The organism is Ligilactobacillus pabuli (assembly GCF_022836475.1).
Lineage (GTDB): Bacteria > Bacillota > Bacilli > Lactobacillales > Lactobacillaceae > Ligilactobacillus > Ligilactobacillus pabuli.
Genome location: NZ_BQXH01000016.1, coordinates 30,267 through 52,869, shown reverse-complemented (window position 1 = coordinate 52,869; position 22,603 = coordinate 30,267). Strand labels below are relative to the sequence as shown.

General features: G+C 43.5%; 16 protein-coding genes. All 16 read right to left on the bottom strand.

Annotation, left to right across the window (positions count from 1 at the left end):
• Nucleotides 1-166 precede the first annotated feature (166 nt).
• The 16 genes from LPAF129_RS08400 to LPAF129_RS08325 all read right to left on the bottom strand — a co-directional run bounded on the left by LPAF129_RS08400 (nucleotide 167) and on the right by LPAF129_RS08325 (nucleotide 22,086).
• Nucleotides 167-1,522 (bottom strand): APC family permease, encoded by a 1,356-nt coding sequence (locus LPAF129_RS08400; RefSeq protein ID WP_244056124.1) that lies wholly within the window; start codon nucleotides 1,520-1,522, stop codon nucleotides 167-169.
• A 102-nt stretch (nucleotides 1,523-1,624) separates the two neighbouring features.
• Nucleotides 1,625-3,958: an ABC transporter ATP-binding protein/permease gene (locus LPAF129_RS08395; protein WP_244056121.1), complete on the bottom strand. Its 2,334-nt coding sequence runs from the start codon at nucleotides 3,956-3,958 to the stop codon at nucleotides 1,625-1,627.
• Nucleotides 3,959-4,065: 107 nt separating this feature from the next.
• Nucleotides 4,066-4,590, bottom strand: coding sequence for an ECF transporter S component (locus LPAF129_RS08390; RefSeq protein WP_244056092.1), 525 nt, complete (start codon nucleotides 4,588-4,590; stop codon nucleotides 4,066-4,068).
• A gap of 25 nt (nucleotides 4,591-4,615) precedes the next feature.
• Complete coding sequence (locus tag LPAF129_RS08385) at nucleotides 4,616-5,728, bottom strand: DmpA family aminopeptidase (RefSeq protein ID WP_244056088.1); 1,113 nt, start codon at nucleotides 5,726-5,728, stop codon at nucleotides 4,616-4,618.
• 278 nt (nucleotides 5,729-6,006) lie between these two features.
• Nucleotides 6,007-7,638, bottom strand: coding sequence for a peptide ABC transporter substrate-binding protein (locus tag LPAF129_RS08380; RefSeq protein ID WP_244056087.1), 1,632 nt, complete (start codon nucleotides 7,636-7,638; stop codon nucleotides 6,007-6,009).
• Nucleotides 7,639-7,901: 263 nt separating this feature from the next.
• Nucleotides 7,902-11,687, bottom strand: a complete 3,786-nt coding sequence (locus tag LPAF129_RS08375; RefSeq protein WP_244056074.1) for a PHP domain-containing protein — start codon at nucleotides 11,685-11,687, stop codon at nucleotides 7,902-7,904.
• 278 nt (nucleotides 11,688-11,965) lie between these two features.
• Nucleotides 11,966-12,469 (bottom strand): DUF4811 domain-containing protein, encoded by a 504-nt coding sequence (locus tag LPAF129_RS08370; RefSeq protein WP_244056071.1) that lies wholly within the window; start codon nucleotides 12,467-12,469, stop codon nucleotides 11,966-11,968.
• Nucleotides 12,470-13,930, bottom strand: coding sequence for an MDR family MFS transporter (locus tag LPAF129_RS08365; protein ID WP_244056069.1), 1,461 nt, complete (start codon nucleotides 13,928-13,930; stop codon nucleotides 12,470-12,472).
• Nucleotides 13,931-14,089: 159 nt separating this feature from the next.
• On the bottom strand, nucleotides 14,090-14,842 hold the full coding sequence (locus LPAF129_RS08360; RefSeq protein WP_244056054.1) for a CPBP family glutamic-type intramembrane protease: 753 nt from the start codon (nucleotides 14,840-14,842) through the stop codon (nucleotides 14,090-14,092).
• Nucleotides 14,843-14,860: 18 nt separating this feature from the next.
• A complete protein-coding gene (locus LPAF129_RS08355; RefSeq protein ID WP_244056048.1) occupies nucleotides 14,861-15,394 on the bottom strand; it encodes a hypothetical protein in 534 nt (177 codons plus the stop codon).
• A gap of 558 nt (nucleotides 15,395-15,952) precedes the next feature.
• Entirely contained in the window at nucleotides 15,953-16,666 is a 714-nt protein-coding gene (locus LPAF129_RS08350; protein ID WP_244056045.1) for a demethylmenaquinone methyltransferase, read from the bottom strand.
• Between the two features lie 71 nt (nucleotides 16,667-16,737).
• Nucleotides 16,738-17,589, bottom strand: a complete 852-nt coding sequence (locus LPAF129_RS11225; protein WP_265747464.1) for a TPM domain-containing protein — start codon at nucleotides 17,587-17,589, stop codon at nucleotides 16,738-16,740.
• A 73-nt stretch (nucleotides 17,590-17,662) separates the two neighbouring features.
• Nucleotides 17,663-18,280 carry a LemA family protein gene (locus LPAF129_RS08340; protein ID WP_244056042.1) on the bottom strand — a complete coding sequence of 206 codons (618 nt, stop codon included), beginning with the start codon at nucleotides 18,278-18,280 and terminating at the stop codon, nucleotides 17,663-17,665.
• A gap of 226 nt (nucleotides 18,281-18,506) precedes the next feature.
• Nucleotides 18,507-19,466, bottom strand: a complete 960-nt coding sequence (locus tag LPAF129_RS08335; RefSeq protein WP_244056039.1) for an ABC transporter permease — start codon at nucleotides 19,464-19,466, stop codon at nucleotides 18,507-18,509.
• Nucleotides 19,466-20,551, bottom strand: coding sequence for an ABC transporter permease (locus LPAF129_RS08330; RefSeq protein ID WP_244056036.1), 1,086 nt, complete (start codon nucleotides 20,549-20,551; stop codon nucleotides 19,466-19,468). Before LPAF129_RS08330 ends, LPAF129_RS08335 begins: the two co-directional genes overlap by 1 nt.
• A complete protein-coding gene (locus tag LPAF129_RS08325; RefSeq protein WP_244056032.1) occupies nucleotides 20,548-22,086 on the bottom strand; it encodes an ABC transporter ATP-binding protein in 1,539 nt (512 codons plus the stop codon). The genes LPAF129_RS08330 and LPAF129_RS08325 overlap by 4 nt, the downstream gene beginning before the upstream one ends.
• Between the last annotated feature and the right edge of the window lie 517 nt (nucleotides 22,087-22,603).

The window sequence follows — 22,603 nt, the reverse complement described above, 5'->3', positions numbered from 1 at the left end:
TCAGATTCTACCTCGCGATAGACACCCTTGTCTTCGACTCGTGATACCGACCACTACGGCTCACAGCGGACTTGCACCGCCTAGTTACTGCCCATGCCGGGCGCACTAAAAAACTGCTCGCCCGACAATAGTTAGTTGTCAAGCGAGCAGTTTTGATTTCTACAAATTATGCTTTTTTACTAGTGAAAAATGCTAATAACCCGATCACGATCCATACTCCTAAGATCACGTATTCATATGGCCAAACCAATGAAACAGCAGTCCCAGGAATTACCGTTGCCAAAGCGATCACGATGGCAATCACTCCGCCCAACGTTGGCAAGAAAAGATGTTTGTTTCTAAAGCCGCCTTTAAGTTCTGGGTGGATCTTCCGAATTTTACGAAGATTAAAGGCATTGATCCCCCAAGCTAAAGCTGTTAGGAAACCACCAATGTCTAGGAAGTAAGTTAGTGCACCTTTGCCCATCCAGCCTAGTCCTAAGACCAAAACAAGTGTCAAACAAACAGCACGTGCTGGTGTTCCATGACGTGGATGGATCTCTGCAAAAAACTTCGGCAAAATTTCTTTTTGTGCCAATGAAAAAATCAGGCGTGGCGCTGCAGAAAACAGTGCCAAGAAACTAGTTCCTAAGCCCAAAAAGGCGATAATATAAGCGGCAGTCCCCAATTTAGGGAACCCAGCAGCTTTAAACGCATCGATCGAGCCCATTTGCATCGTAGCCGTTTCTTTCCATGGGTAAACCCAAGCTGATGACAAAAGGACGGTAATATAAAACAGGGCCGCAATTGAAATTGACAAAATAATGATCTTACCAATTTTATGAGCCGGTGTTTTAACCTCTTCGGCCATTACACCAATTGATTCCCAGCCAGTTAAGAAGGTCATCGCTGGCAAAATGAAGCGGAAAATCGCTGGTGTCTTAGCTTGATGTTCATAAAAGGACGGACTAAAGTTGCTGACTGATCCGTGAGAAAAGCCCACGACCACTAACGCTAAACCTAAGATGATCAACAAAGCAAACAATACAATTTGAACGTTACTGGTCAATTGGGCGCCCAAATAGTTGATTGCAAAGATAAAGAGCGTGATCAACACCCCAATGATCAATTCACTATAATGAACTCTGGCCCCCGCAAACGTATAGTACGGGCCTCGAGCAATTTGAGGGAAGATCTCACCTAATAAGAAACTAGAAGCTGTGACATAAAATGCTAACGCACTTAAATATGAACCAAGCAGCGCCCAACCGGCAAACAGGCCGCCTTTTTTGCCAAAAGCTTCATATCCATATACAACTTCCCCACCGGCCTTCGGATAAATCGTCGATAATTCCGCAAAGGATAGGGACACCAAAATCGCTAAAACAGATGCGGTCAGGAGGCCAAAAATTTCTCCGCCGGCACCATACTGCTTAAAAAACTGACTATTTGTATAAATCCAACTACTACCGATCACTCCGCCTGAACCAAGTGCGATCAGTCCAGTTGTACTGATTCCATGTTTCAATCTATTTTCCGCCATAATTTCTCCTCTTGTTGCCAGTTAACTCGTTCTATGTAAGGCGATGGTCAGCTTCAGTGAGCCGACCATGCTTAAATGTTAGCTGGTAAATCTTTAAATTCTTTATTCAGATCTTAACGCAATTGCTGCGTCTTTCTTCGAACCCATTCGTGCAGGAACGTGGCCGCCCAACACTGTCAGGATCGTACTGATGATGATCAAAAGTACTGCGTGCCATGGATTCAGTTGAGCCACATTGCTTAAGTCTGTGACCTTTTCCAAGACCACATTAGCTGGGAAGGTGATCAACCACGCGATCAATACCCCTAAGATCCCAGAGCCGACACCTAAAATCGTGGTTTCAGCATCAAAGACTCGAGTAATATCCTTCTTTCGTGCTCCCAGTGCCTTCAAGACCCCAATTTCCTTGGTCCGTTCCAAAACAGACGTATAGGTGATAATTGCGATCATGATCATTGAAGTTACCAATGAAATGGCCGCAAAACCAATCAAGACATACGTAATGGCATCCATTAAGCCGCCAGTTAAAGAACTAATATTGCCGGCTAAATCGTTGTAGACAATTTTGTCATCCGCCGATTTGCCATGGTTATATTTATCCAAATAATCAGTCACTTGGTCTTTTTCCTTGAAACTCTTTGGATAAATTTGAATCGTGCTTGGTACACTTGCAGCGCCCAGGTAAGCCATTAGATCAGGTTGTGTTCCGGCCTTGATCGGCTGACCGGTCAAGACATTTTGTTGGCTAGCCCGTTGCGCAGTCGCAATTGCGGAATTCTTGTTTTGGTCAACCACTTCTTTGGTTAAACGATCATTATAGGCCACTCCATTAGCCAGCAAGCCGTCAGAGTTTTTCGACTTCGTCCGTAAGATCCCAGTCACAGTTAAAGTCTTAGCCCGGCTAGAGTTCGCCATTTGAGCATAGTCTCTTGCCGGTACAAACGTCCCCGTTGGTAATTTCTGGTAAAAATCATCGTTGGCCACTAATTTGACCTTAGTCCCAATTAGCTTAGAAGCCTTTAGGTTTTGGTCATTTTTAACGTCAAAGCCTAAGTTCTTGAGTGCATTCAAATTAACATTATTGTGTTGATCAGCAATCAAGATCAGGTCCGTCTTCTTCTGTGGATATTTACCTGCCAAAACTTGGTAGTTTCGGTGTAAGAAACTCATCTTCCCCTGACGGTCAGTCGGATAAACAGCACCACCAACTCCGACTACGGCGCTAGGGTCACCCATTTGTCCTTGTGCCTGAGATTGGTCTTGGTTAGAAAAAGTAACTGGCTGGTACTTGCCGTCGACCTGACGAACTAAGTTAAATCCAGTTGTGTAACTAAAGGCCAGATCTTTGGCAGCTGATTTTTTAATATCTTGGACATAATCAACGTACTTTTGATCAAGTTTGTTAATATGTTGTGCCGATTCAGCCGCACTCTTCTTCGCTGTGACCGATTGGCCCTTCGCAAAGTTATTCTTGCCGCTGGCTTGCGACTGCATTGCTGCTTGTGAATCTAACCCTACTCGAGAAATCGTGACTGGGAACTGGGAAAGTGTCTCAGATTGTGTGCTGTCGATTTGTTTTTGGAAACCATTCGACAAAGCCAAGACGATCCCGATCCCAATGATTCCGATACTAGAGGCAAACATCGTCAAGAAGGTCCGACCCTTTTTAGTCTTAATGTTAGTAAAGGACAGTTTCAAAGCCGTCCAAAAACTCATCTTGGTTCGTTTGAGTTCGAAATCTTCATTAACTTCCCCGCTTTGATAAGGGTCTGAGTCATCTAAAACGACCCCATCGTTAAAACGAATGATCCGGTCAGAATATTCTTCAGCCAGTTCCGGATTATGTGTCACCATAATTACCAAACGGTCCTTGGCTAATTCCTTGATCAAGTCCATGATCTCATGGCTGGTCTCAGTATCCAAAGCTCCCGTTGGTTCATCCGCCAGCAAAATCTCTGGGTCATTGGCCAGAGCCCGCGCGATCGCAACCCGCTGTAACTGGCCACCAGAAAGTTGGGCTGGTTTCTTATTCATATGCTTTTCCAAACCAACGCGGACTAACGCCTCTTTGGCCTTGGTAATTTTTTCTTCACTGCCAACTCCACTCAAGGTCATCCCCATCGTCACATTATCAATAATGCTTAAATGAGTGATAATATTGTAATTTTGAAAAATGAAGCCCACAGAGTTATTCCGGTAAGCATCCCAATCACTGTCTTTAAAGGTTTTGGTGGACTGGCCGTTAATCACCAAGTCCCCTGAATCGTAACGGTCTAAGCCGCCGATCATGTTTAACATGGTGGTTTTACCCGAACCACTTGCACCTAAAATCGAAACAAATTCCTTTTCTCGAAAGGAAATTGACACGTCATCTAACGCTTTGGTGGTCGTATCTCCCACCGTATAATATTTCTTAATATTTTTGAGGTCTAACATCTCAAACTCCTCTCTTATGCTGTGTGTTTTCACACGAGCCGCTTCTAAAAAGTACGTAATTTAAATTTACCATTTTTAGCATAAAAAATCAGCTGTTAGGGTCTGATTTAATTTAACGATTTAGTTAAATATTTTTGGAGCAGCTTTGAGAGCACAGGCGCAAGCAAGGGATAAAAGACCAAATTTCCCATGGCATGATAAGTATCGAATAATAATCCGCTAAGCCAATACGGCCAAAAAGCTGGAGCTGAGCCTAAAATTGCAAGACCCAAACTGACACACCAGCCATATTCGTAACCCAATGCAGTACAAAGTAAGATCTGCAGCCACAAATGTTGCTTTAAAGGCAGAAATTTTTGCATAACGCCAACGGTTAAGATACAAACCAGGTAGGCCGCAATTTGCGGAACCGTCCATAAACCAAAGCCCAAGAAAAGATTTGAAACCAGCATCGTTAAAGTCGCCAGCACTAATCCCGCCCCCACGCTCCAATTCAAGCTGACTAACATTAAAATAGCAGTCACCGGCTGGACATTTGGCAAAGGAATGACCACCAAACGTACAACGGTACATAAAGCGGTCAAAATTCCTAGTAAGGTTATTTTGCGGCTGAGATTTTGTTTGTCTGACATTTTTTTCTCCACTTTACCGGTCAAATTAAGCGAATGACGTTTCTAACCCCAACTGTGCTTGGAGTTTCGCGATTTGAGGAGCCGCTGCACTATCCTTGTTTGCGACTTTCTTTAAGGCATCTGTCAAACTCAAACGCTGTTGTCCTTTGCGGTCGATCGTCGTCGTGGCATGAACTAATGAGCTAATAATAGCTTCTTCCACGGCAGACACTGTCATCCGAAAATAACGGTCCATTTGATCATCTGAAATAGCTTGGTGTGTCATCAACTGGTGCTTAGGTTCATGTTTGATTTGGTTGGCAGTTGAAAAGGCCAGGGTAATTTCCCCTGAATCATTGCCAATAAACGAACCAGTCCGAGTGATTCCAACGCTGGAACGCTTGGCGATCCGCTTGAGTTGTCGCGAATTAAAGGGAATATCCGTGGCAATGATCGTAATAATACTGCCATCTTCATCACGTTTATGATATTCATCTAACTGACTAATTTGCTGGCCAATTGGCTGATCGTAGATGTTCAAATCAGAAACGTAGCCATAATTTGACATGACCAACACACCCAAGGTAAAGGTCTGTCCATCAATTTCAATTTGGCGAGAAGCTGAACCAATGCCGCCTTTCAAGTCGTAACAGCACATCCCAGTTCCACCGCCAAAACAGCCTTCTTCAAACTGTTCGCTGCAGTTAGCAAATGCAGCTTCAATATCAGCTTCAGTCACGCCTAAGTCTCGGATGTTATTGACGGCGCCATCGTTACACTCCATCACGAGTGGGTTAACGGTGCCGGTTTCTAAGCCGATCTGAGGATTTTCGGCCAGAGCTTTTTTTACCAGGTAATTATAAGCAACTCCCACTGACAATGTATTAGTCAAAACGATGGGAGTTTCCAACGTCCCGAGTTCTTCGACCTGAATCAGGCCCGTACTTTTGCCAAAACCATTAATAACTAAGCCAGCTGCAGCTAACTTATTTTCAAAAATGTTTTCTGTTGTCGGCAAAATTGTGGTCACCCCAGTTTTTAACCGATCAGTAATAATAGTTTGTTGTCCAACGCGCACACCGGGAACATCGGTGATCAGATTATTTTTGCCTGGTTTTGTATCGCTAATTGGATCTAATAAAGGTTTTTGTAAGCCCATTTAAATGCATCCCTTCTATATTTATACACAGAGCGGAGCAAAGCGGTTAGCTCCCGAGCACTATCGAAGCCTGGCCTTTAATGCGGTTTAGGCATTGAAGGTTGGGCTTGGATAGGCGGAAAGGAGCTGCTTTACGGAGCTCGACTTCAATCACAGAGCGGAACAAAGTGGTTAGCTCAACTCCTACTTCACACTAATCAGCAAGGATCGCCAATGCCAACTTCACATTAGTTACCCTTGCTGGTTAAAATTTTTCAAACTGCTGCAGTTCTTCTAAATCATTCGCTAATATACGTATACTTCCAATTGTTTGACACCCCAGCTGTGTTCATGATCAGTCCCTTCACTTTCGGGTTGATCATAGCTGGGATCTTGTTTTGATACAGTGGTGCGATCACTTGTTGTTCACTCAGGATCTTTGAAGCTTTAATCATGTCATCCCAACGTTTGCCTTGGTTCATCGCATCCGTCGTCATTGAATCTTTGATCAATTTATCAAAGGTTGGATCTTGCCAGCCGCCGGTCTTCGATGGATTATCCCCGGAGAAAATCTGCAGGAAAGTGATCGGGTCGGCAAAATCAGCTCCCCAGTATTGCAGTACTAGATCATAATCACCTGAAGTTGACCGTGCTAACCGCGTTTTAAACGGGACACTCGTGGTGGTAATTTTAACTTTGCCGTCCAAATGGTCCTCAATTTGACTCTGCAAAAACTCAACATTTTTCTTGCTGGCATCTGTATCATCAGTTAACAGGTCTAACTTCAATGAACTTTGTCCAATTTCAGCAAGTCCTTCTTTCAGCAACGTCTTGGCCTTTGCTGGATCATAAGTCACACCCGCCGTTGTTTTAGCGGCTTCGGCGAAATCTTGGCCCTTATACGACGCTAACTTGCCACTGACGATCCCTTTAGATTCGATTGCGGACCGTCCTAAAATTTTATGGACCAGCTGTTGGCGGTCAATGGAGTATGAGATTGCCTGTCTAATTTTCTCATTTTTCAAACTGCCCTGCTTCTTATTAAAACCTAGATAATAGGTTGTGGCGGAAGGAATGACCCGGTAACCCGCTTTTTTATTCAAGGCCTTCGCCTGCTCTGAACTTAATTCAGTATAATCCAATTTGCCGGACTGATAAAGGTTGTATGAGGTCGTCTCACTCTTGTTGACTTTAAAATTAATTTGCGCTAATTTAACAGCCTTTTTATCCCAATAAGTTGGATTTTTCTGCAAATTCCAGCTCAGGTTCGTTCCCGTCCAGGACTTCATTTTGAATGGTCCATTATAAACCATGTATTTCGAGGCTGTTCCGTACTTATCGCCGTATTTCTGGACAACTTTTTCATTTTGCGGGAAGAAAATTGGGAAGCCCATTAATAGTTTAAAGTATGGAATCTGTTTATCTAAAGTGACCACCAGCTTGTATTTGCTAGGGGCCTTGATCCCCAAGGTATCGACTGGCTTTTTCCCATTGGCCACATCATTCGCATTTTTGATGCCATCAAATAAGTATGCATAACTGGAATTCGTTTTTGGATCAACCGTCCGTTGCCAGCCATAAACAAAATCCTGAGCAGTAACAGTGTCGCCGTTACTCCATTTGGTATTGGGGCGGAGGTTAAAGGTATATTTTAACCCGTGGTCGGAAATTTTAGTTTTTTCAGCTAGACCAGCTGTAACTTTGTTTTTCTTACCCAAACGATACAAGCCGTCCATACTGTTGTTCAGCATGTCAAAGCTAGTACCGTCAGTGGCTAACGAGGGGTCAAGCGTTGGCAATTCAGTCTGCTCGTTCCAATTCAAAACCTGTTTATCAGCTTTTTTCCCCTGCTCACCCGAACTGCATGCTGTCAAAAACAGGGTCAAGCCTGTTAACGAAAGCGCTATGATTTTACGATTTGAAAAACTCATTCCTTTAGCCTCCTTGACGATTTTCGCCTAATAATTTTACCACCACAACCCTCATTCTCCCTCCACCTGGGGTCAAAGATTAAAAGTTGCTTAGAATAATAATAACTGTATTATAGCATAATTCCTACTGAATTTTTTTCACTTTGATGTGAAGGCTTAGCACGTTAACAAACTACGCATTATTTTCCGCCACTTAAGCGACGATTTGCATTAAAAAACGCCCACTTCATTTCGAAGCGAACGCTTTAACTGACCTGAGAAAACTACTTTTTTTCCTGAACCCAAGCCTTGTCTCCATAACCAATAATTTTCATCACTGGAGCTTTGTACTTACTTTGCGTGGCGCTCGCATAGTAGTCGCCATTTCTCCGATAGCCTACCACTAAGAGCTTGGTTCCACGTTCTAACCACGACTGACTATCCTTGGTTCGTTTGTCATACTGACGATAATTATATTTACCTAATCTAACATTCACGATTCCTGTTGTTGTCAATAAGAAGACCATGTTTTTTCGTGGATCCTTATCAATGACTGTCCCCGCCAGTACATTTCGTTGATATTGCGGCCGTGGACTTCCTTTCCCCCTAGTCCAGCCAATCGCTGTTGGTTCGTCGCCTAACTTCTGAAAATCAACCGTCTGGTAGAGTGCCGGGATCGTCGTATAATCTAGTTCATGGCGCTTAACATAAAACGACAGAGCTTCCATCTCCCAAGAAGCGTCGTTACCAGCACAATTTTCTTGCCAAAACTCCCGCATCTGTTGGTGTGCTTCAAGTTCGGTCGCTGCCGGGGTTTTCAGCCACTCTTTTAAGTCCTTGATCTGCTTGTTATACCATTTGTCAAACTGCTTGATATCAATCACTAGTTTGCCATCGTCTAGTTGCCAACCATGATCGACTGCAGCCGAATAAGACTTTTCATATTGTTCAAAAAACCCTTGTTGAATAGCGTCATTCATTGGGACCTTATTTCTCCCGGTAATTTTATTACGAAACAAAACTAGCTGAACTTCAGCGGCATATTCTGCCGGAATCTCCTGTGCAATCTTTTGGACTTGGACTGTGGTTAACTTCTTTTTTACCGGAGTAATTTCACGCACCAAGTCTATCATCACTTGGCGTCGATTGGCGTTCAAACTATCAAAGCACCCTGCTTTAACCAAAGTCACTACTTTTTTAGGAGTCAGCTTCGTTTTAGTCAAGAAGTCACTAAGCGACTGGTAGGGGCGGTGTTCGATGATGGTTTGTGCATCATCTTTACCAATGCCGACAATTGGATATAAACCAAATAAAATCCGCCCACTTTCGTCATCGGGTAGAAAGCCATAATCTGAGCGGTTAATATCTGGGTTCATCACGGCACCTGGCAGTTGACCAATCGCCCGACTAACTTTAGCGTAATCAGCAGTCGTAAAGACCTTGCCATAAATCCCACTGTTAACTGACAAACAAGCCGTTTTCCAGTAAACTGCACCAAAACGATAGGCGATATTCATTTCGACCATTAAAACTAGGGTATAAGTCGTTCCATGTGCCAAGTTAAAACTATAGTACTTTGCCGGCTCGGCACAAGTTTCCCAAACATAATTTAATAAAGCAGTTGACGTCCCTAATTCCTGCCCCTTGGCGTAAAAATGTTCTTTTTCTTGTTGATAGAGCTGCTGGTTTTTCTTCGCGATCGATTTACGCAAACGGTTAGCCTCTAACAAATTAAAACCAGTAATTTTAGGATCCATCGTTAACGCCATTAGTGTTTCTTGAGAATAGCAGACTCCGTAAAATTTCTGTAAATGCTCCTGCATTAAACTAATTTCGTCTGGCTGCAAGCCATAGTCTCGCATATCTTTTTCCCAAGCAGTCAGATCATCACGGTAGCGCAGATAACGGTCAATTGGTTGTTCTCCACTAGCGACCGTCAACCGCATCAAAGCATTAGCGGCCACCAACTGATCAAAGGTCCGTGCGTTCATCTTTAACAGCGTCCGCCGTCCAGTCAAACTGCTAAACTCAAAAGCATTCAGAATCTCCCCGTTAAATAACATGTCATACATTTCCGGCGCATCCATTTCCAACTGATCAACTGCGAAATATTTGTCATAAGTTGCTTTCAAGCTCCCCTGCCATTCGATTTGATGGTCACGCAACAAGAGTCGCAGCGCTTCGTGGATCCGGTCTAAGGCGTTCAAGGTTAAAATATCATACTTTAAACCACCTTGATAGGCACTATCATCCGCATCATACTGAGTAACTTCCAAGCCCGACTGAGTTTTCATCATAGCATTATGCTCAGTGTACGGTTCATTGGTGATCAGTACCCCAGAGGCATGTTGCGAGATTCCACGGACTGAGCCTTCAATTTGTAACATTGTTTCTTGCAAACGCGGGATTTTTGCCACTGCCACCACAAAATCTGCGGCTGGTCGCCGTCCAAGTTTCTCATTCCCATAAATTGCATCCTTGATTGGCCAAGCAACCATCCGCTCTTTGGGTAATAAGTTCACTAAGTTCCGTGACTCATTCCAATCGACCCCCAACCCCCGACAAGCCGTCAAAACTGTCGAAGCCGGCGCTTGAGTATTAAAGGTACAGAAATTTAAAACATGGTCGTTGCCAAAATACTTTTTAAACGCTTCAATAATATCAGCTCGTTTGGCACCCTCTGAATCAGTATCCACATCGGGTAAGTCGTTCGCACGCTCTGCCGAAAGAAAACGCCAGTAGGGTAATTCATATTTGATAGGATCGACCTGGGTAATATCTAACAGATAGGCTGTGTAAAAACATCCAACTGACCCCCGGCCTGGACCGACTAACGAACCAGTTTGCCAAACTAACCGTAACAATTGACACATCGTTAAAAAATACTGGGATAAGGGTGCCCCTAAATACTGACTAACAGCTTTAATGGCATTCAGTTCTGCGTCGATTCGAGACCAATGAAGTTCATCAAACGGTTGCTTTTTAGCCCGCATCGCATCAACAACTAATCGCAAGAAATACTGGTCAGCCTGTTGCTTCGATTCCAAAAAATATTGCACTGCAGGGTAATCAGCGAGTTTCAGCTGAATTTCGCTCGCCACCACCTGCTGAAAATCTGGGATGGGAATCACTGGAATCTCTTGGGTTTGTTTTAAACTATACGATTCGATCTGGTCTAACAATTCTAAGGAATTCTTCGTCCCAGTCGTGATGACATCAGCGGGCAAATATTCTTGTAAGTCCGTCAACGAAAACAAATAGGCATAAGAATAAAAACTCTGCACATCACGAGCCTGATTTTCCGACTTTAGAAAAGTGGTATGGCTAGCCTGATCACGAAGATCAACATAGTGAGCATCAGTGGAAATCAGATACTTAATGCCCGTTTGAGCAGCTAATTGAACCAAAGCCTGATTAACAGTGACCTGTTCGGGTGTTTGAGCTGGCATAATTTCAAAATATAAATTTTCTGTGCCAAATAATGACCGGAATCGTTCCACTAGTTCGACCGCCTGTGCCGGTGTCCCATGCAAAATTGTTTGGGATAATTGTGAGCCTAAACACGCAGTTGAGGCAATTACATCTCCCTTGTAAGCCGGCAAATTAGCCGCTAACCAGTCCCAGTATGTGGGCAACCTGCGCTGGCCTTGGGCAAAAAAGCTGTCCTGCCACGCTTGTGTCGTGAGTTGCCGCAAAAACTCGTAGCCATGAGCATTCTTGGCGGTTAACAAGAAATGATAATAAGGAGTGGGCAGCTGCTTTTCCCGTGCCTGTTCAACTTCTTGACGGTCAACTAAATAAATCTCATCACCATAAGCTACTTTAAAATCGCCCAGTTCATCACGATGACTCTGTAAGTATTTTTCGGCTTGGACATGGCTGCTCAACGTCTGATGATCACTCAGAGAAATACCGGCCAGTCCTTTCTCATGTGCAGCGGCAATAATCTCATCCACTTCATTGATCGAATCTAAAAAACGAGTGTTAGACCCCATTGCCGTATGATTATGGATACCAAAATAAGTTCCTACCATTCTTCTTGCCCCTTTCGCAGCTATTACTACTGTCATTGTACACGCTCACACTAGTTTGAAGCTAGCAAAGTGGTCACTCCTGTTTTGGACCTAACTGGGTGGAGAACTTTCCCAGACTTGAACCGGCTAATCAGTTTGATGGTTCAACTTTCCCAAACTTGAGCCGGCAATTAATCATACAACTGGGAAGCAAACCTCTCCTCCTTATACACAGTCACTAACTTTTTTCATGTAGCAAAAAAGAGCCGGAATTTCTCCCGACTCTTTTCTTGCTAGTTGATTTTTGTGAGGTAAGAGACTCCACTTATCCCGTTTCACTCCGCTCTGTTTTTTAGTTGCCATTCCTGGCCGATTTCAAAAGCGAAATGTTGGTCAATAAACTGGTGGTTAGGCTGCCCGCCAGCAAAGAAAACCTTTGCCCACGGACTAGAATAATCCCAATATTTTTTGGTGATCTGCAACCGACTTACAGCTGCCCGTTTGACAGTCACTGTCGTGATCATTGGATCTGTTGCCTGAACCTTGGCCGCCTTATTAACCCGGTAATAATAAATTTTTTCCTGTCCATTACCCAGTTTACGGTATAAGAGTTGTGGACGTTTCGCTGACTTTGTGCTCGAAACCAGCGTTCTAGTTTGTGTTTGTACCACCTTTTTCATGCCAAAATGGTTAGTATCATTCAAAATCAATGCCGTTGCATCCAACGCTAATAGTAAGACACTAGCACCAACCCACACGTACTTTGTCACACTATGCGGCATAAAGATCATGCAGTAAGTTACCAGTAAGACACTAATAAAAAGTAATGCAATTCCCATTTAAAGCGCCTCCTTATCGGACTTCAAGAAGAATGCCAGGACAAAGCCCAGTAGTGCAAAACTAGTTGAAATCACAAAGGCATAACGGAAGCCCACAATATTTGCCTGTAGCGATAATTTTTTAAACAAAATTGGCGTTTGGCTTAAAACTGTGTGCGCTGGTGACTGGCTCAAGGTAACATTTGACATGACTGAAACTAAAATCGCCGTCCCCATTGAAGCAAAGACCTGCCTGATTGTATTATTTACGATCGTCCCAGAACCAATTTGATCTAACGGCAAGGCGTTAATTCCCGTTGTGGTCGTTGGCATTGTGACCATCGAGATACCAAACATCCGGACCATATAGAAAACAATCAGATATGAAATCGGCGTTTTATCCGTAACTGGAATGAAGGTCGCGGTCGTGGCCGTCAACAAAAACATCCCGGTGATCGCCATGTTTCTGCCACCCATTTGGTCAAAAATTCGGCCAGTCACTGGGTTCATGATTCCAATGACGATTGCTCCTGGTAACAAAGTCAGCCCCGACACTAGTGGAGATTCGCCACGAATCGTTTGTAGATACAATGGTAAAATCAGCGTGAAACCATTCATTGACATAAATGCGACAGCAACTAAAATCACTGATAAAGTGTAATCTGAATGTTTAAACACCTTAAACTCTAACAAAGGATTCTTAACTTTCAATGAGCGCCACACAAAAAATGCCACGAAAATTCCACCAATAATCAAGGTCGTATAAACCACTGGGTCCGTCCAACTATATTTACCGACAGAAGAAAAGCCGAACAACATTGAACCAAAGCCGACGATCGACATTAAAACTGAATACCAGTCGACTGGAGCTTTTTCAGTCGGCAAAACTTTCCGCAAAGTAAAGTAGCCCATCACTAAAACAATCACTGAAATCGGCATGATCGATAAGAACAACATTCTCCATGAATAGTTTAATAACAACCAGCCCGAAAAAGTTGGCCCAATCGCCGGCGCCAACCCAATCACTAGACCAGCCATTCCCATCGCAGACCCCCGCTTACTAGGCGGATAAATCGAGGCCATGATCGTCTGATAAACTGGTGCGGTGATTCCCACCCCAGCTGCCTGGATCAAACGTCCCACCAAAATCACTGAAAATGTCTGAGCGAAGAAACAGACAATGGTTCCTGTCAAAAAAATTGCAACTGCAGATAAATATAACTTGCGTGAATCAAATCGTTTGATAAAGAATCCACTAATTGGCATCGTGATCCCCATGACCAACATAAAGCCAGTGGTCAGCCACTGCACAGTATTCGCCGAAATCTTAAATGATACCATCAAAGACGGAAAAGCTGTCGTTAGCATCGTTGAAGTCATAAAGGTACTAAATGTCCCAATCAACATCGTAAAAACTAGTGGTAAGCGGCGATATGGCTTGCCATTTTGGTCAACAACCTGGTTCGAGTCTTCAATACTCATCCAAACACTCCTATCATCAATTATTTTAAATTTTGCTTACAAAAGGTTAATAATTCTTATTTTAACATACTCATGCAAGTCCGGTGCCTTTCCAAAACTATCATCAAAACAAAAAAATAGACTAATTTCCTGCAAAGAAATTAATCTAGTTCATATCCATTAGCTTATAAACAGAACGCCTGCGGCTAAAATATTCCAACTCATATGCAATGCCACTGACCGCGCTAAGCTGCCGTGCAAATAATATTCCCGCACTAACACAAATGACAAAATACCATAGCTAAAGCTCGACGTTACTACTCCAACTAAACCTGTCGTCGAAAAATGTAGTACCAAGTCCAAAATCTGCGCGCTCATATGCACTAAAATAAATAAGACCCAACTTAAAATCGCCAGTCTGAAACGGTGCTTTTTCGTTGGCTGCACTGCTTTGGTTTTAATTGGTCCAATCAACAACAAGCGGTAAATGACTTCCTCACATAAGGGTGCGATCACCACAACTAAGGCTAAAGTCATCATCTGACTGAGCGAATTTTGCGCAAACATTTGATTGATTCCAGCTTGATTTTGCGAAGTTTCTGGGACAATGTGCAACAGCTGTAACAGAAACTGAAAGACAATATTTAGGCCAATCATTAGTGCCAACCCTGTCGCAATTGATGACAGCAAATGTTTCAGATGAACTGGCAATGAGTAATGCGGGGCCACCTTCACATGATGTTCAACGTACCAGGCATACCCGCCAAAAAAAGTCAGCAATAAGGCAAACAAAGCACTCATTTGTAAAAGTGCCTGTGAAGACTGATTGCCTCGTGCCGCTGGAATCTCAGCTAAAAGCTGGCCACCAAGATAAACGACATGAAAAATAATAAAGAGCAATAAAACTTTGTACCACCGTTTCCAGTTTGTCATAGCGACCTCCTTTTAACATTAGTGTAAATACCGGCCGCAATGTGGACAAAAATTAAAGTCCTGGTAAGGTTGAGCCGGATAAGATGGCTGACAGAACTCACAGTTTTGCTGGTTCTTGCGGTTCATGTGAAACCTCTTTAAAGTTAGTTCATCTAACTCTTCTAGCGGTGAATGCCCCAACCGTTTTTTAGCTTGATTATGGTGAACTTGAATAATCTGGACAGTGCCAGCAGAATCCAAAGCCTCTAGTGCCATTTGGTAGGTGTGGGCATTTTCTTGGGCCTCGTCAAAATCGGTGACTTTATCCTTCAAATGTCCATTAACCAAAATCACAAACTCACCCGCAGGACTAGCAACATCTTCTTTCGTCAAAACTAATCTTCCAGTTAACAGTCGCCCATTTGTCTTTTGTAAGATTCGTTTGCCCTTTTTCAAATTATCTGGTGTGGCGGGTAAAACTTCCTTGACCTTGCCACTACGTGTACTAAGCAAATAAAAATCAGTTCGTTCCATCGTATCTTCACCCCTAGAATTTTGTTTACTACCAATCATAGCATTATTGCCCGTCAAACGGCTAAAGATTTGCAAAAAAAGAACACAGAGCGGAGTGAGGCGCTTAAGAGATGAGCATTATCGGACTCGACCAGAAGATCACGTTTCTCAGTGATGTGCTGGTTGAGTTGGATAAGCGGAGTCTCTTGCCTCACGCAGCTCGACTAAGAACACAGAGCGGAGTGAAACGGGAGAAAGTGAGCACCATCAGGACTCAGGAGTTAATGCGGTTTCAGCATTGACCCTGAGTTTAGATAGGCAGAACTTTCTGTTTCACGCAGCTCGACTAAAAAGAAAGAAATTGGGAGAAACTTCAGCTCCTTTTGGTGCCGTTAAAAAGCTAGTAACTGTGTCAGGCGGAAGAGTTGCCCCCCGTTGCAGGATTTGCCGGCTCTACTCTGGGAAAGTTCAACCATCAAACCCGTTTGCCGGCTCTAGTCTCCTAAAGTTAGGATGTCTAATAGTGATATCAACACAAGCCTGATCTGAATTCTTCTACTTGCAAACTTCGCAAAGCATAAAAAAGAACGCCTCCGCAAAGAAACGTTCCTTCCTACTTTATTTTTTAAAACCAATGTGCAAAGCTGCTGCACCAAGTAAAAACATGCGGTACGAAGCTGGCTGTAAACCAACTGCATTAAACAAATGCAGTAACTGTCTGGCAGTCAAAAAGTTCTTGGTCGTTCTTTGGAGATAATCATAATCATCATAACGATCAGTGAAGACCTTGGCTAAAACTGGCACTGCTTTAAAACACAGGTCCCAGCCTTTTTTAATGACCGGAATTTCAGGCTGTGATGTTTCCAAACAAGCCACGATTCCCTCTGGCTGACAAACTCTCTGCATTTCTTGCAAGACCTGTTTGGCATCTGGCACGTTGCGCAAGCCAAACCCAATCGAGACACATGCAAACTGATCATCTGGGAACGGCAAATCCATGGCATCCCCTTGAATCAAGGTCACCCGGTCAGCTAGACCAGCTTGTGCAACTTTTTGTTCAGCAATTTTCAACATCTCTGCACTAAAGTCCAAAGCATAAACTTTCCCGGTTGGTCCAACTGCTTGTGCTAAAGCAATTGACCAGTCACCTGTTCCACAACATAAGTCTAAAACTGTCGCACCAGGCTGAATCCGGAGCACTTTCATGGTTTGCTCGCGCCACTTCCGATGCATCCCTAGCGTAATGACATTATTCATTGAATCATATTTATTTGAAATACGGTCGAACAAATCTTCTACGTCTTGTTCTGGTGTCTTGTTCGTTAAAGCCAAGGGTCAACACTTCCTTAATTGTATTAGTTACTCTTAAGTGTACCACGTGTTTGGCACGAATGTCGGGCTAATTAAATTCCAGACCCGCCACCACCGGATGAACCTCCGCCAAAACCGCCGCCTCCGAAGCCGCCGCCCGATGAACCGCCACCGCCGAAACCACCGGATGATGAACCACCAAAGCCACTACTAATGCCACCAAGGAAGAGCCCCCGTCGAATAGCCCGTCTGCGTCGACCACCGCGCCCGCCGCCGCTGCCGCCACTGCCGGAAATGAGCCAAATAAACAAAAACAAAATAATCATTCCGACCATGCGCATGATCCCGGAAATAGAATGACGCGGTTTTTCACGATAATCAGCCGAACCATATTGGTCTTTGAGCTTGTAATGAGCATTGGTAATTTTAACAACTTCTTTAAAGGTCTTTTGCAAGCCAGTATTGACCTTAGCTTGATCACTACTCTTCAGTAAATTGCGATTATCATTCAAAATATCCGAAGTTTTTGCATCTGTCAGGTAGGTTTCAGCACCTTCCCCCGTCGAAATAAAGACATTATTTTGACCATCGTTTTGGGCAAAAACAATCAGAACTCCGTTGTCTTCTTTGGCATCCCCGACATTCCATTTATTGGTCAGATACATGTCATTGATATAATCATTCAGTTCCTGTCCATCGCTAGACTTGATCGTAACTACCGCGATTTGTGGCTTAGGCTTAGTCGACCGATAATAATCTTGTTGTTTTAAAATTAAATTCTGCGTGTCTTCCGTCAAAATTCCGGCTTGATCCGTCAAAACTGGGTGCTGCGAATTCGGCTGCAATTTTTGTGGGGAAATAGCTTGCACCGCCGCACTGCCACCCAACCAAAAGAACAAGCCAACTAGTAAAAAGAGCAGCCCTTTTTTTCTCTTATTCTTCATAATTTCATCCCTACTCTACTGTTAACATTGCCAGCTAAATTCCGGCACCGCCATTCTAAAGTAAGTTTCATCACTAATTATCAAAGTCCACAGCAGGCACTTTTTGGGCGTTAGCATCTGCTTGGAAGTAGGCCTGCGTCTTCATTCCTTTCATCGAAGCCACTGCTGATGATGGGAAACGAACCACACGGTTGTTATAAGTCTTGATTGCTGCATTGTAACGCCGGCGTGCCAAATTGATACGATTTTCTGAACCTTCCAACTGGTCCATCAAACGACGGACATTATCATTTGACGCTAACTTTGGATAGCGTTCGTTGATCACGTTGATCAAGTTGGCCGTTGTTGCTGACAACTGTGCGTTAGCGTTCGCTTGATCTTTAGTGTTGCCAGATTTAGCTGCTGCACTGTAGTTTTCGCGCGCTTTAGCGACTGCCCCAAAAACGTTTTTTTCTTGTTTCATCGAACCCTTGACACTATTGACCAAGTTCGGGATCAAATCTGCTCGCCGTTGCAACGCGCTTTGTAAATCACCTTGTTGCTGCTCGTAATCTTGTTTTGCTGTGTTTAAACTATTGGAATAATGCACGTAACTTCCTCCAAATAACAAAACTACTACCACCAAAACGATTGCCACGATCCAACCAGTGCCTAAATGGTGCTGGTTAATTACTTTTCTTTCACCGCTCATTGTGTTTCCTCCTCTAAATCACCTGGGTTAATCAACTAATGGCTGTAATTTAGCCAGCTGAAAGTTTCCATCACTAACTGCACGAAATTTTCTGATCAACTACCATCTTTGTCCCTAGGTGTTTCTTCTTGTTATCCTAATTCTAACTGAAAGCACCGTTCTTGCAAAGAAAAAAGGCAACCTCAGACGACAGACGCCTAAGATCACCTTTCAAAGATCAGCAAGATTACTTACTCTTAATGTAGTTTTCACCATCAGCGGCTGGGCCAACTGACTTCCCTAAGAACAAGACCAACACAATGATTGTGATCAAGTAAGGTGCCACTTGGAACCAGACTGAGTTGATGCCAGATAATCCTGGAATGTAGGCGCCAATAATCGGCAAACTTTGTGCTAAACCAAAGAAGACCGCAGCCCCCATCGCACCCAATGGATTCCATTTGCCAAAGATCATCGCTGCTAAAGCCATGAACCCTTGACCAGAAATTGTACTGATCGAGAAGCTCAACGTAATTGACTGTGCCATGACTGCTCCGCCTAACCCGCCTAAGAAACCGGAAATTAATACTCCCAAATAACGGTAACGATAGACATTGATTCCTAACGTATCAGCAGCAGCCGGATTTTCACCAACTGAACGCAAGCGTAAACCAAAGCCTGTTCGGTATAAAACATACCAGCAAACGATTGCCACAACGATTGCAGCCCACGCTACCATGGATGTTTGAGTAAAGAAGACTTTCCCGATGAATGGGATTTTAGACAAACCAGGAACGGTAACTGTTCCTAAACCTTGACTAATTTCAGGTGTTTGACCTTTACCATCGTAGAAGATCCGGGTTAAAAAGACACACAAAGCCGGTGCCAGCATGTTTAACACTGTCCCAGAAATAATGTGGTCTGCACGGAAACTAACCGTTGCTACTGCATGCAAAACTGAAAACAAACAACCAAATGCCCCACCAACTAAGAATGAGACCCATGGAGCTGCATCGCCTAAAGCATTCGCAAAGCTTAAAGTAAAAATACTACTACTAAAAGCTCCGACTACCATCATGCCTTCCAAACCAACGTTAACGATCCCGCTTCGTTCGGAGAAAGTTCCACCTAAAGATGTAAAAATCAACGGTGCCGCGTAAACTAATGTCGTTGACAAAATTGTCATTAATGTCGTTGATAAATTCATTATTCGCCAGCCCCCTCATTTTTTACTGCTGTTTTTTGCGGATTCTTTTTCCGCCGTTTGGTCAATAATTCAATCACATATTTAATAGCTACGAAGAAGATGATCGAAGCTGTCACGATACTTACGATTTCTGTCGGTGTATCAGAATAAACAGAGATGCTCATCCCACCAATTTGCAAGGCGGAAAACAACAGAGACGAGAAAATGACCCCAATTGGGTTATAGTTCACCAACAATGCCACAGCCATGCCATCATAACCAACCTGTGGTAAGGCATTAGAAACTGAGATGTTTTGGAAGTTTCCTAAACCGTCCAATGCACCACCTAAACCAGCCAATAAACCAGAAATCAGCATTGACATGATGATCGTCTTTTTAACGTTCATTCCTGCATAACGGGCAGCGTCTTCGTTGATCCCCACACTCCGTAATTCAAACCCACTCTTCATCCGGTTAAAGTAAAACCAGATGATGAAACAAATGATGATTGCAATCAAAAAGCCCCAGTGTAAAGTTGAGTTAGCAGTGAGGTTCTCCAAGAAGTCACCACGCAAACTAGCCTTGGCAGCAATGTTAGGGGAACTATCTGAGCCTTTGCCAGCTAGCCAATCTTTGACTGCAAAGTTCACAAAATAAAGTGAGATGTAGTTCAACATAATCGTGGTAATAACTTCACTTGTTCCAAAATAAGCCCGCAGTACTCCGGCAATTGCGGACCAAATACCGCCAAATAATGCACCGGCCAAAATTGAGACGATGATCAACAGCCAACCAGGCAAAAAGCTAAACTTCAATGCGACAACGATCGCACCAAACCAACCCATCAAGTACTGGCCAGAACCACCGATGTTAAAGAAGCCTGCCTTACTTGCGACCGCAAAGCCCAAAGCTGTTAAAATTAGCGGCGTCATGTTTCGCAAAGTTTCACCAATCGAGTACACACCACCGAAGGCACCATCAAACAAACTCGAATAATTTTGAATTGGGTCATACCCAAATATCAGCATGATAATTGCACCAACTATAAAGCCGGCGAGGATCGCCACTAAAGGCACTACCCAAGATGACTTAACTTTTAGTTTCAATTTGCTGCCTCCTGTGTTTTCGTTTGAACTTTTTTACCGGCCATCATCAAACCTAATTCTTGTGAGGAGGTCTCTTTTGGATCGATTTCCCCGACAATTTCTCCTTCATGCATGACGACGATGCGGTCAGATAATTTCAGAATTTCATCTAATTCAAAACTAACTAGTAAGATCGCCTTACCTGAGTTTCTTTCCTGGTTGATCATTTCATGAATATATTCGATTGCCCCAACGTCGACCCCACGTGTTGGATTGGCAGCAATTAGTAAGTTAGGATCACTCGCAATTTCGCGAGCAACAACAACTTTTTGTTGGTTCCCACCAGAAAGTGAGCCCACTGAGATCTGTTCACTTTGCGAACGAATATCAAAGTCCTTGATCAACTTCCGGCCGTGTTCGTTAATGTATTGATAGTTCAACACACCTGACTTATTGGCTGGTTTTTGGTAGTAATTCTTCAATGACAAATTTTCAGCTAATGACAGTGGTAAAATCAAGCCGACCGTTTGCCGATCTTCTGGAATATAACCAACCCCAGCTTCAGTAATACTTCTAACTGGCTTGTTTTCATAATGTTTACCCATGATTTCAACTGAGCCTGACTTAATTTTTTGCATCCCTGTAATGGCGTCAATTAATTCAGACTGGCCATTTCCATCGACACCAGCCACCCCGACGATTTCACCCGTATGCACTTGCAAACTAAGATTCTTAACCATCAGACGGCTATTTTTTTCAACGTTCAATTGTTGGACATCCAACACAACTTGTTTTTGGTCAACGACTTTCTTTTCCACAGTATTCCGTAACTTACGACCAACCATCATTTCGGCCAGTCTTTCTTCAGAGACCCCTTCGATCTGAACGGTATCGATCACGCGTCCACTACGGATAACTACACAACGGTCGGCAGCTTCCTTAATTTCCTTTAGTTTATGAGTAATAAAGATAATTGATTTACCTTCATCAGCTAAGGCTCGGAAAATTTTCATCAACTGTTCAATTTCTTGCGGAGTTAACGCAGCAGTTGGTTCGTCAAAAATAAAGATGTTGGCCTCACGATACAAAGCCTTCATAATTTCAACCCGTTGTTGCATTCCCACTGTAATATCACGAACTTTAGCGTGCACATCAATATCTAATTGATAACGGTCAGAAAGTTCTTGAATCTTCTTTTCGGCACCAGCGTAATCGATCCGAACGCCGCCTTTAATTGGTTCATCACCTAGAATAATGTTTTCCAACACTGTAAAGGCAGGAATCAACATAAAATGCTGATGCACCATTCCAATCCCGTAGTGTTTAGCATCACGAGGATTTTTCATCTTAACTTCTCGACCATTAATTAAAATTTCGCCAGAAGTTGTTTCAAGCAAACCAGACAACATTCCCATTAAGGTTGACTTACCGGCACCATTTTCCCCCAAGAGGGCTAAAATTTCGCCTTGATGCAAACTCAACGAAATGTCATCATTTGCTTTAAATTCACCAAATTTTTTGGTAATATGTCTCATTTCAACGACAGTTTCCGTCATTGTGGGCCTCCTATAATTTTTAACAGAGCGGAGCGTGGCGGTTAAGAGACGAGCATTATCGGACTCAGCCAGAAAATCACGTTTCTCAGTGATGTGCTGGTTGAGTTAGATAAGCGGAATCTCTTGCCACACGTAGCTCGACTAATAACAGAGCGGAACAAACCGGGAACTTCTGAGCATTATCGGAGGCTGGTCTTTAATGCGCTTTTGGCACTAAAGACCGGACTTGGATAAGTGGGGGAAGTTGGTTTGCGCAGCTCGACTATGGATAACAGAGCAGAGCGTGGCGGTTAAGCAACGAGCATTATCGGACTCAGCCAGAAAATCACGTTTCTCAGTGATGTGTTGATTGAGTTGGATAAGCGGAATCTCTTGCCACACGTAGCTCGACTAATAACAGAGTGGAGCCAGTCGGGAGGACTCGAGCATCATCGGAGACTAGTCTTTAATGCGCTTTTGGCATTGAAGGCTGGTCTTGGATGGGCGGAAAGTCCTGACTGGCGTAGCTCGACTATGA

Excerpts from the sequence above, each read along its gene's own strand:
- LPAF129_RS08360 (WP_244056054.1), bottom strand. The coding sequence starts at position 14,842 with ATGACAAACTGGAAACGGTGGTACAAAGTTTTATTGCTCTTTATTATT.
- LPAF129_RS08385 (WP_244056088.1), bottom strand. The coding sequence starts at position 5,728 with ATGGGCTTACAAAAACCTTTATTAGATCCAATTAGCGATACAAAACCA.
- LPAF129_RS08355 (WP_244056048.1), bottom strand. The coding sequence starts at position 15,394 with ATGATTGGTAGTAAACAAAATTCTAGGGGTGAAGATACGATGGAACGA.
- LPAF129_RS08395 (WP_244056121.1), bottom strand. The coding sequence starts at position 3,958 with ATGTTAGACCTCAAAAATATTAAGAAATATTATACGGTGGGAGATACG.
- LPAF129_RS08390 (WP_244056092.1), bottom strand. The coding sequence starts at position 4,590 with ATGTCAGACAAACAAAATCTCAGCCGCAAAATAACCTTACTAGGAATT.
- LPAF129_RS08370 (WP_244056071.1), bottom strand. The coding sequence starts at position 12,469 with ATGGGAATTGCATTACTTTTTATTAGTGTCTTACTGGTAACTTACTGC.
- LPAF129_RS08400 (WP_244056124.1), bottom strand. The coding sequence starts at position 1,522 with ATGGCGGAAAATAGATTGAAACATGGAATCAGTACAACTGGACTGATC.
- LPAF129_RS11225 (WP_265747464.1), bottom strand. The coding sequence starts at position 17,589 with ATGAAGAATAAGAGAAAAAAAGGGCTGCTCTTTTTACTAGTTGGCTTG.
- LPAF129_RS08335 (WP_244056039.1), bottom strand. The coding sequence starts at position 19,466 with ATGAATTTATCAACGACATTAATGACAATTTTGTCAACGACATTAGTT.
- LPAF129_RS08380 (WP_244056087.1), bottom strand. The coding sequence starts at position 7,638 with ATGAGTTTTTCAAATCGTAAAATCATAGCGCTTTCGTTAACAGGCTTG.
- LPAF129_RS08340 (WP_244056042.1), bottom strand. The coding sequence starts at position 18,280 with ATGAGCGGTGAAAGAAAAGTAATTAACCAGCACCATTTAGGCACTGGT.
- LPAF129_RS08365 (WP_244056069.1), bottom strand. The coding sequence starts at position 13,930 with ATGAGTATTGAAGACTCGAACCAGGTTGTTGACCAAAATGGCAAGCCA.
- LPAF129_RS08375 (WP_244056074.1), bottom strand. The coding sequence starts at position 11,687 with ATGACAGTAGTAATAGCTGCGAAAGGGGCAAGAAGAATGGTAGGAACT.
- LPAF129_RS08325 (WP_244056032.1), bottom strand. The coding sequence starts at position 22,086 with ATGACGGAAACTGTCGTTGAAATGAGACATATTACCAAAAAATTTGGT.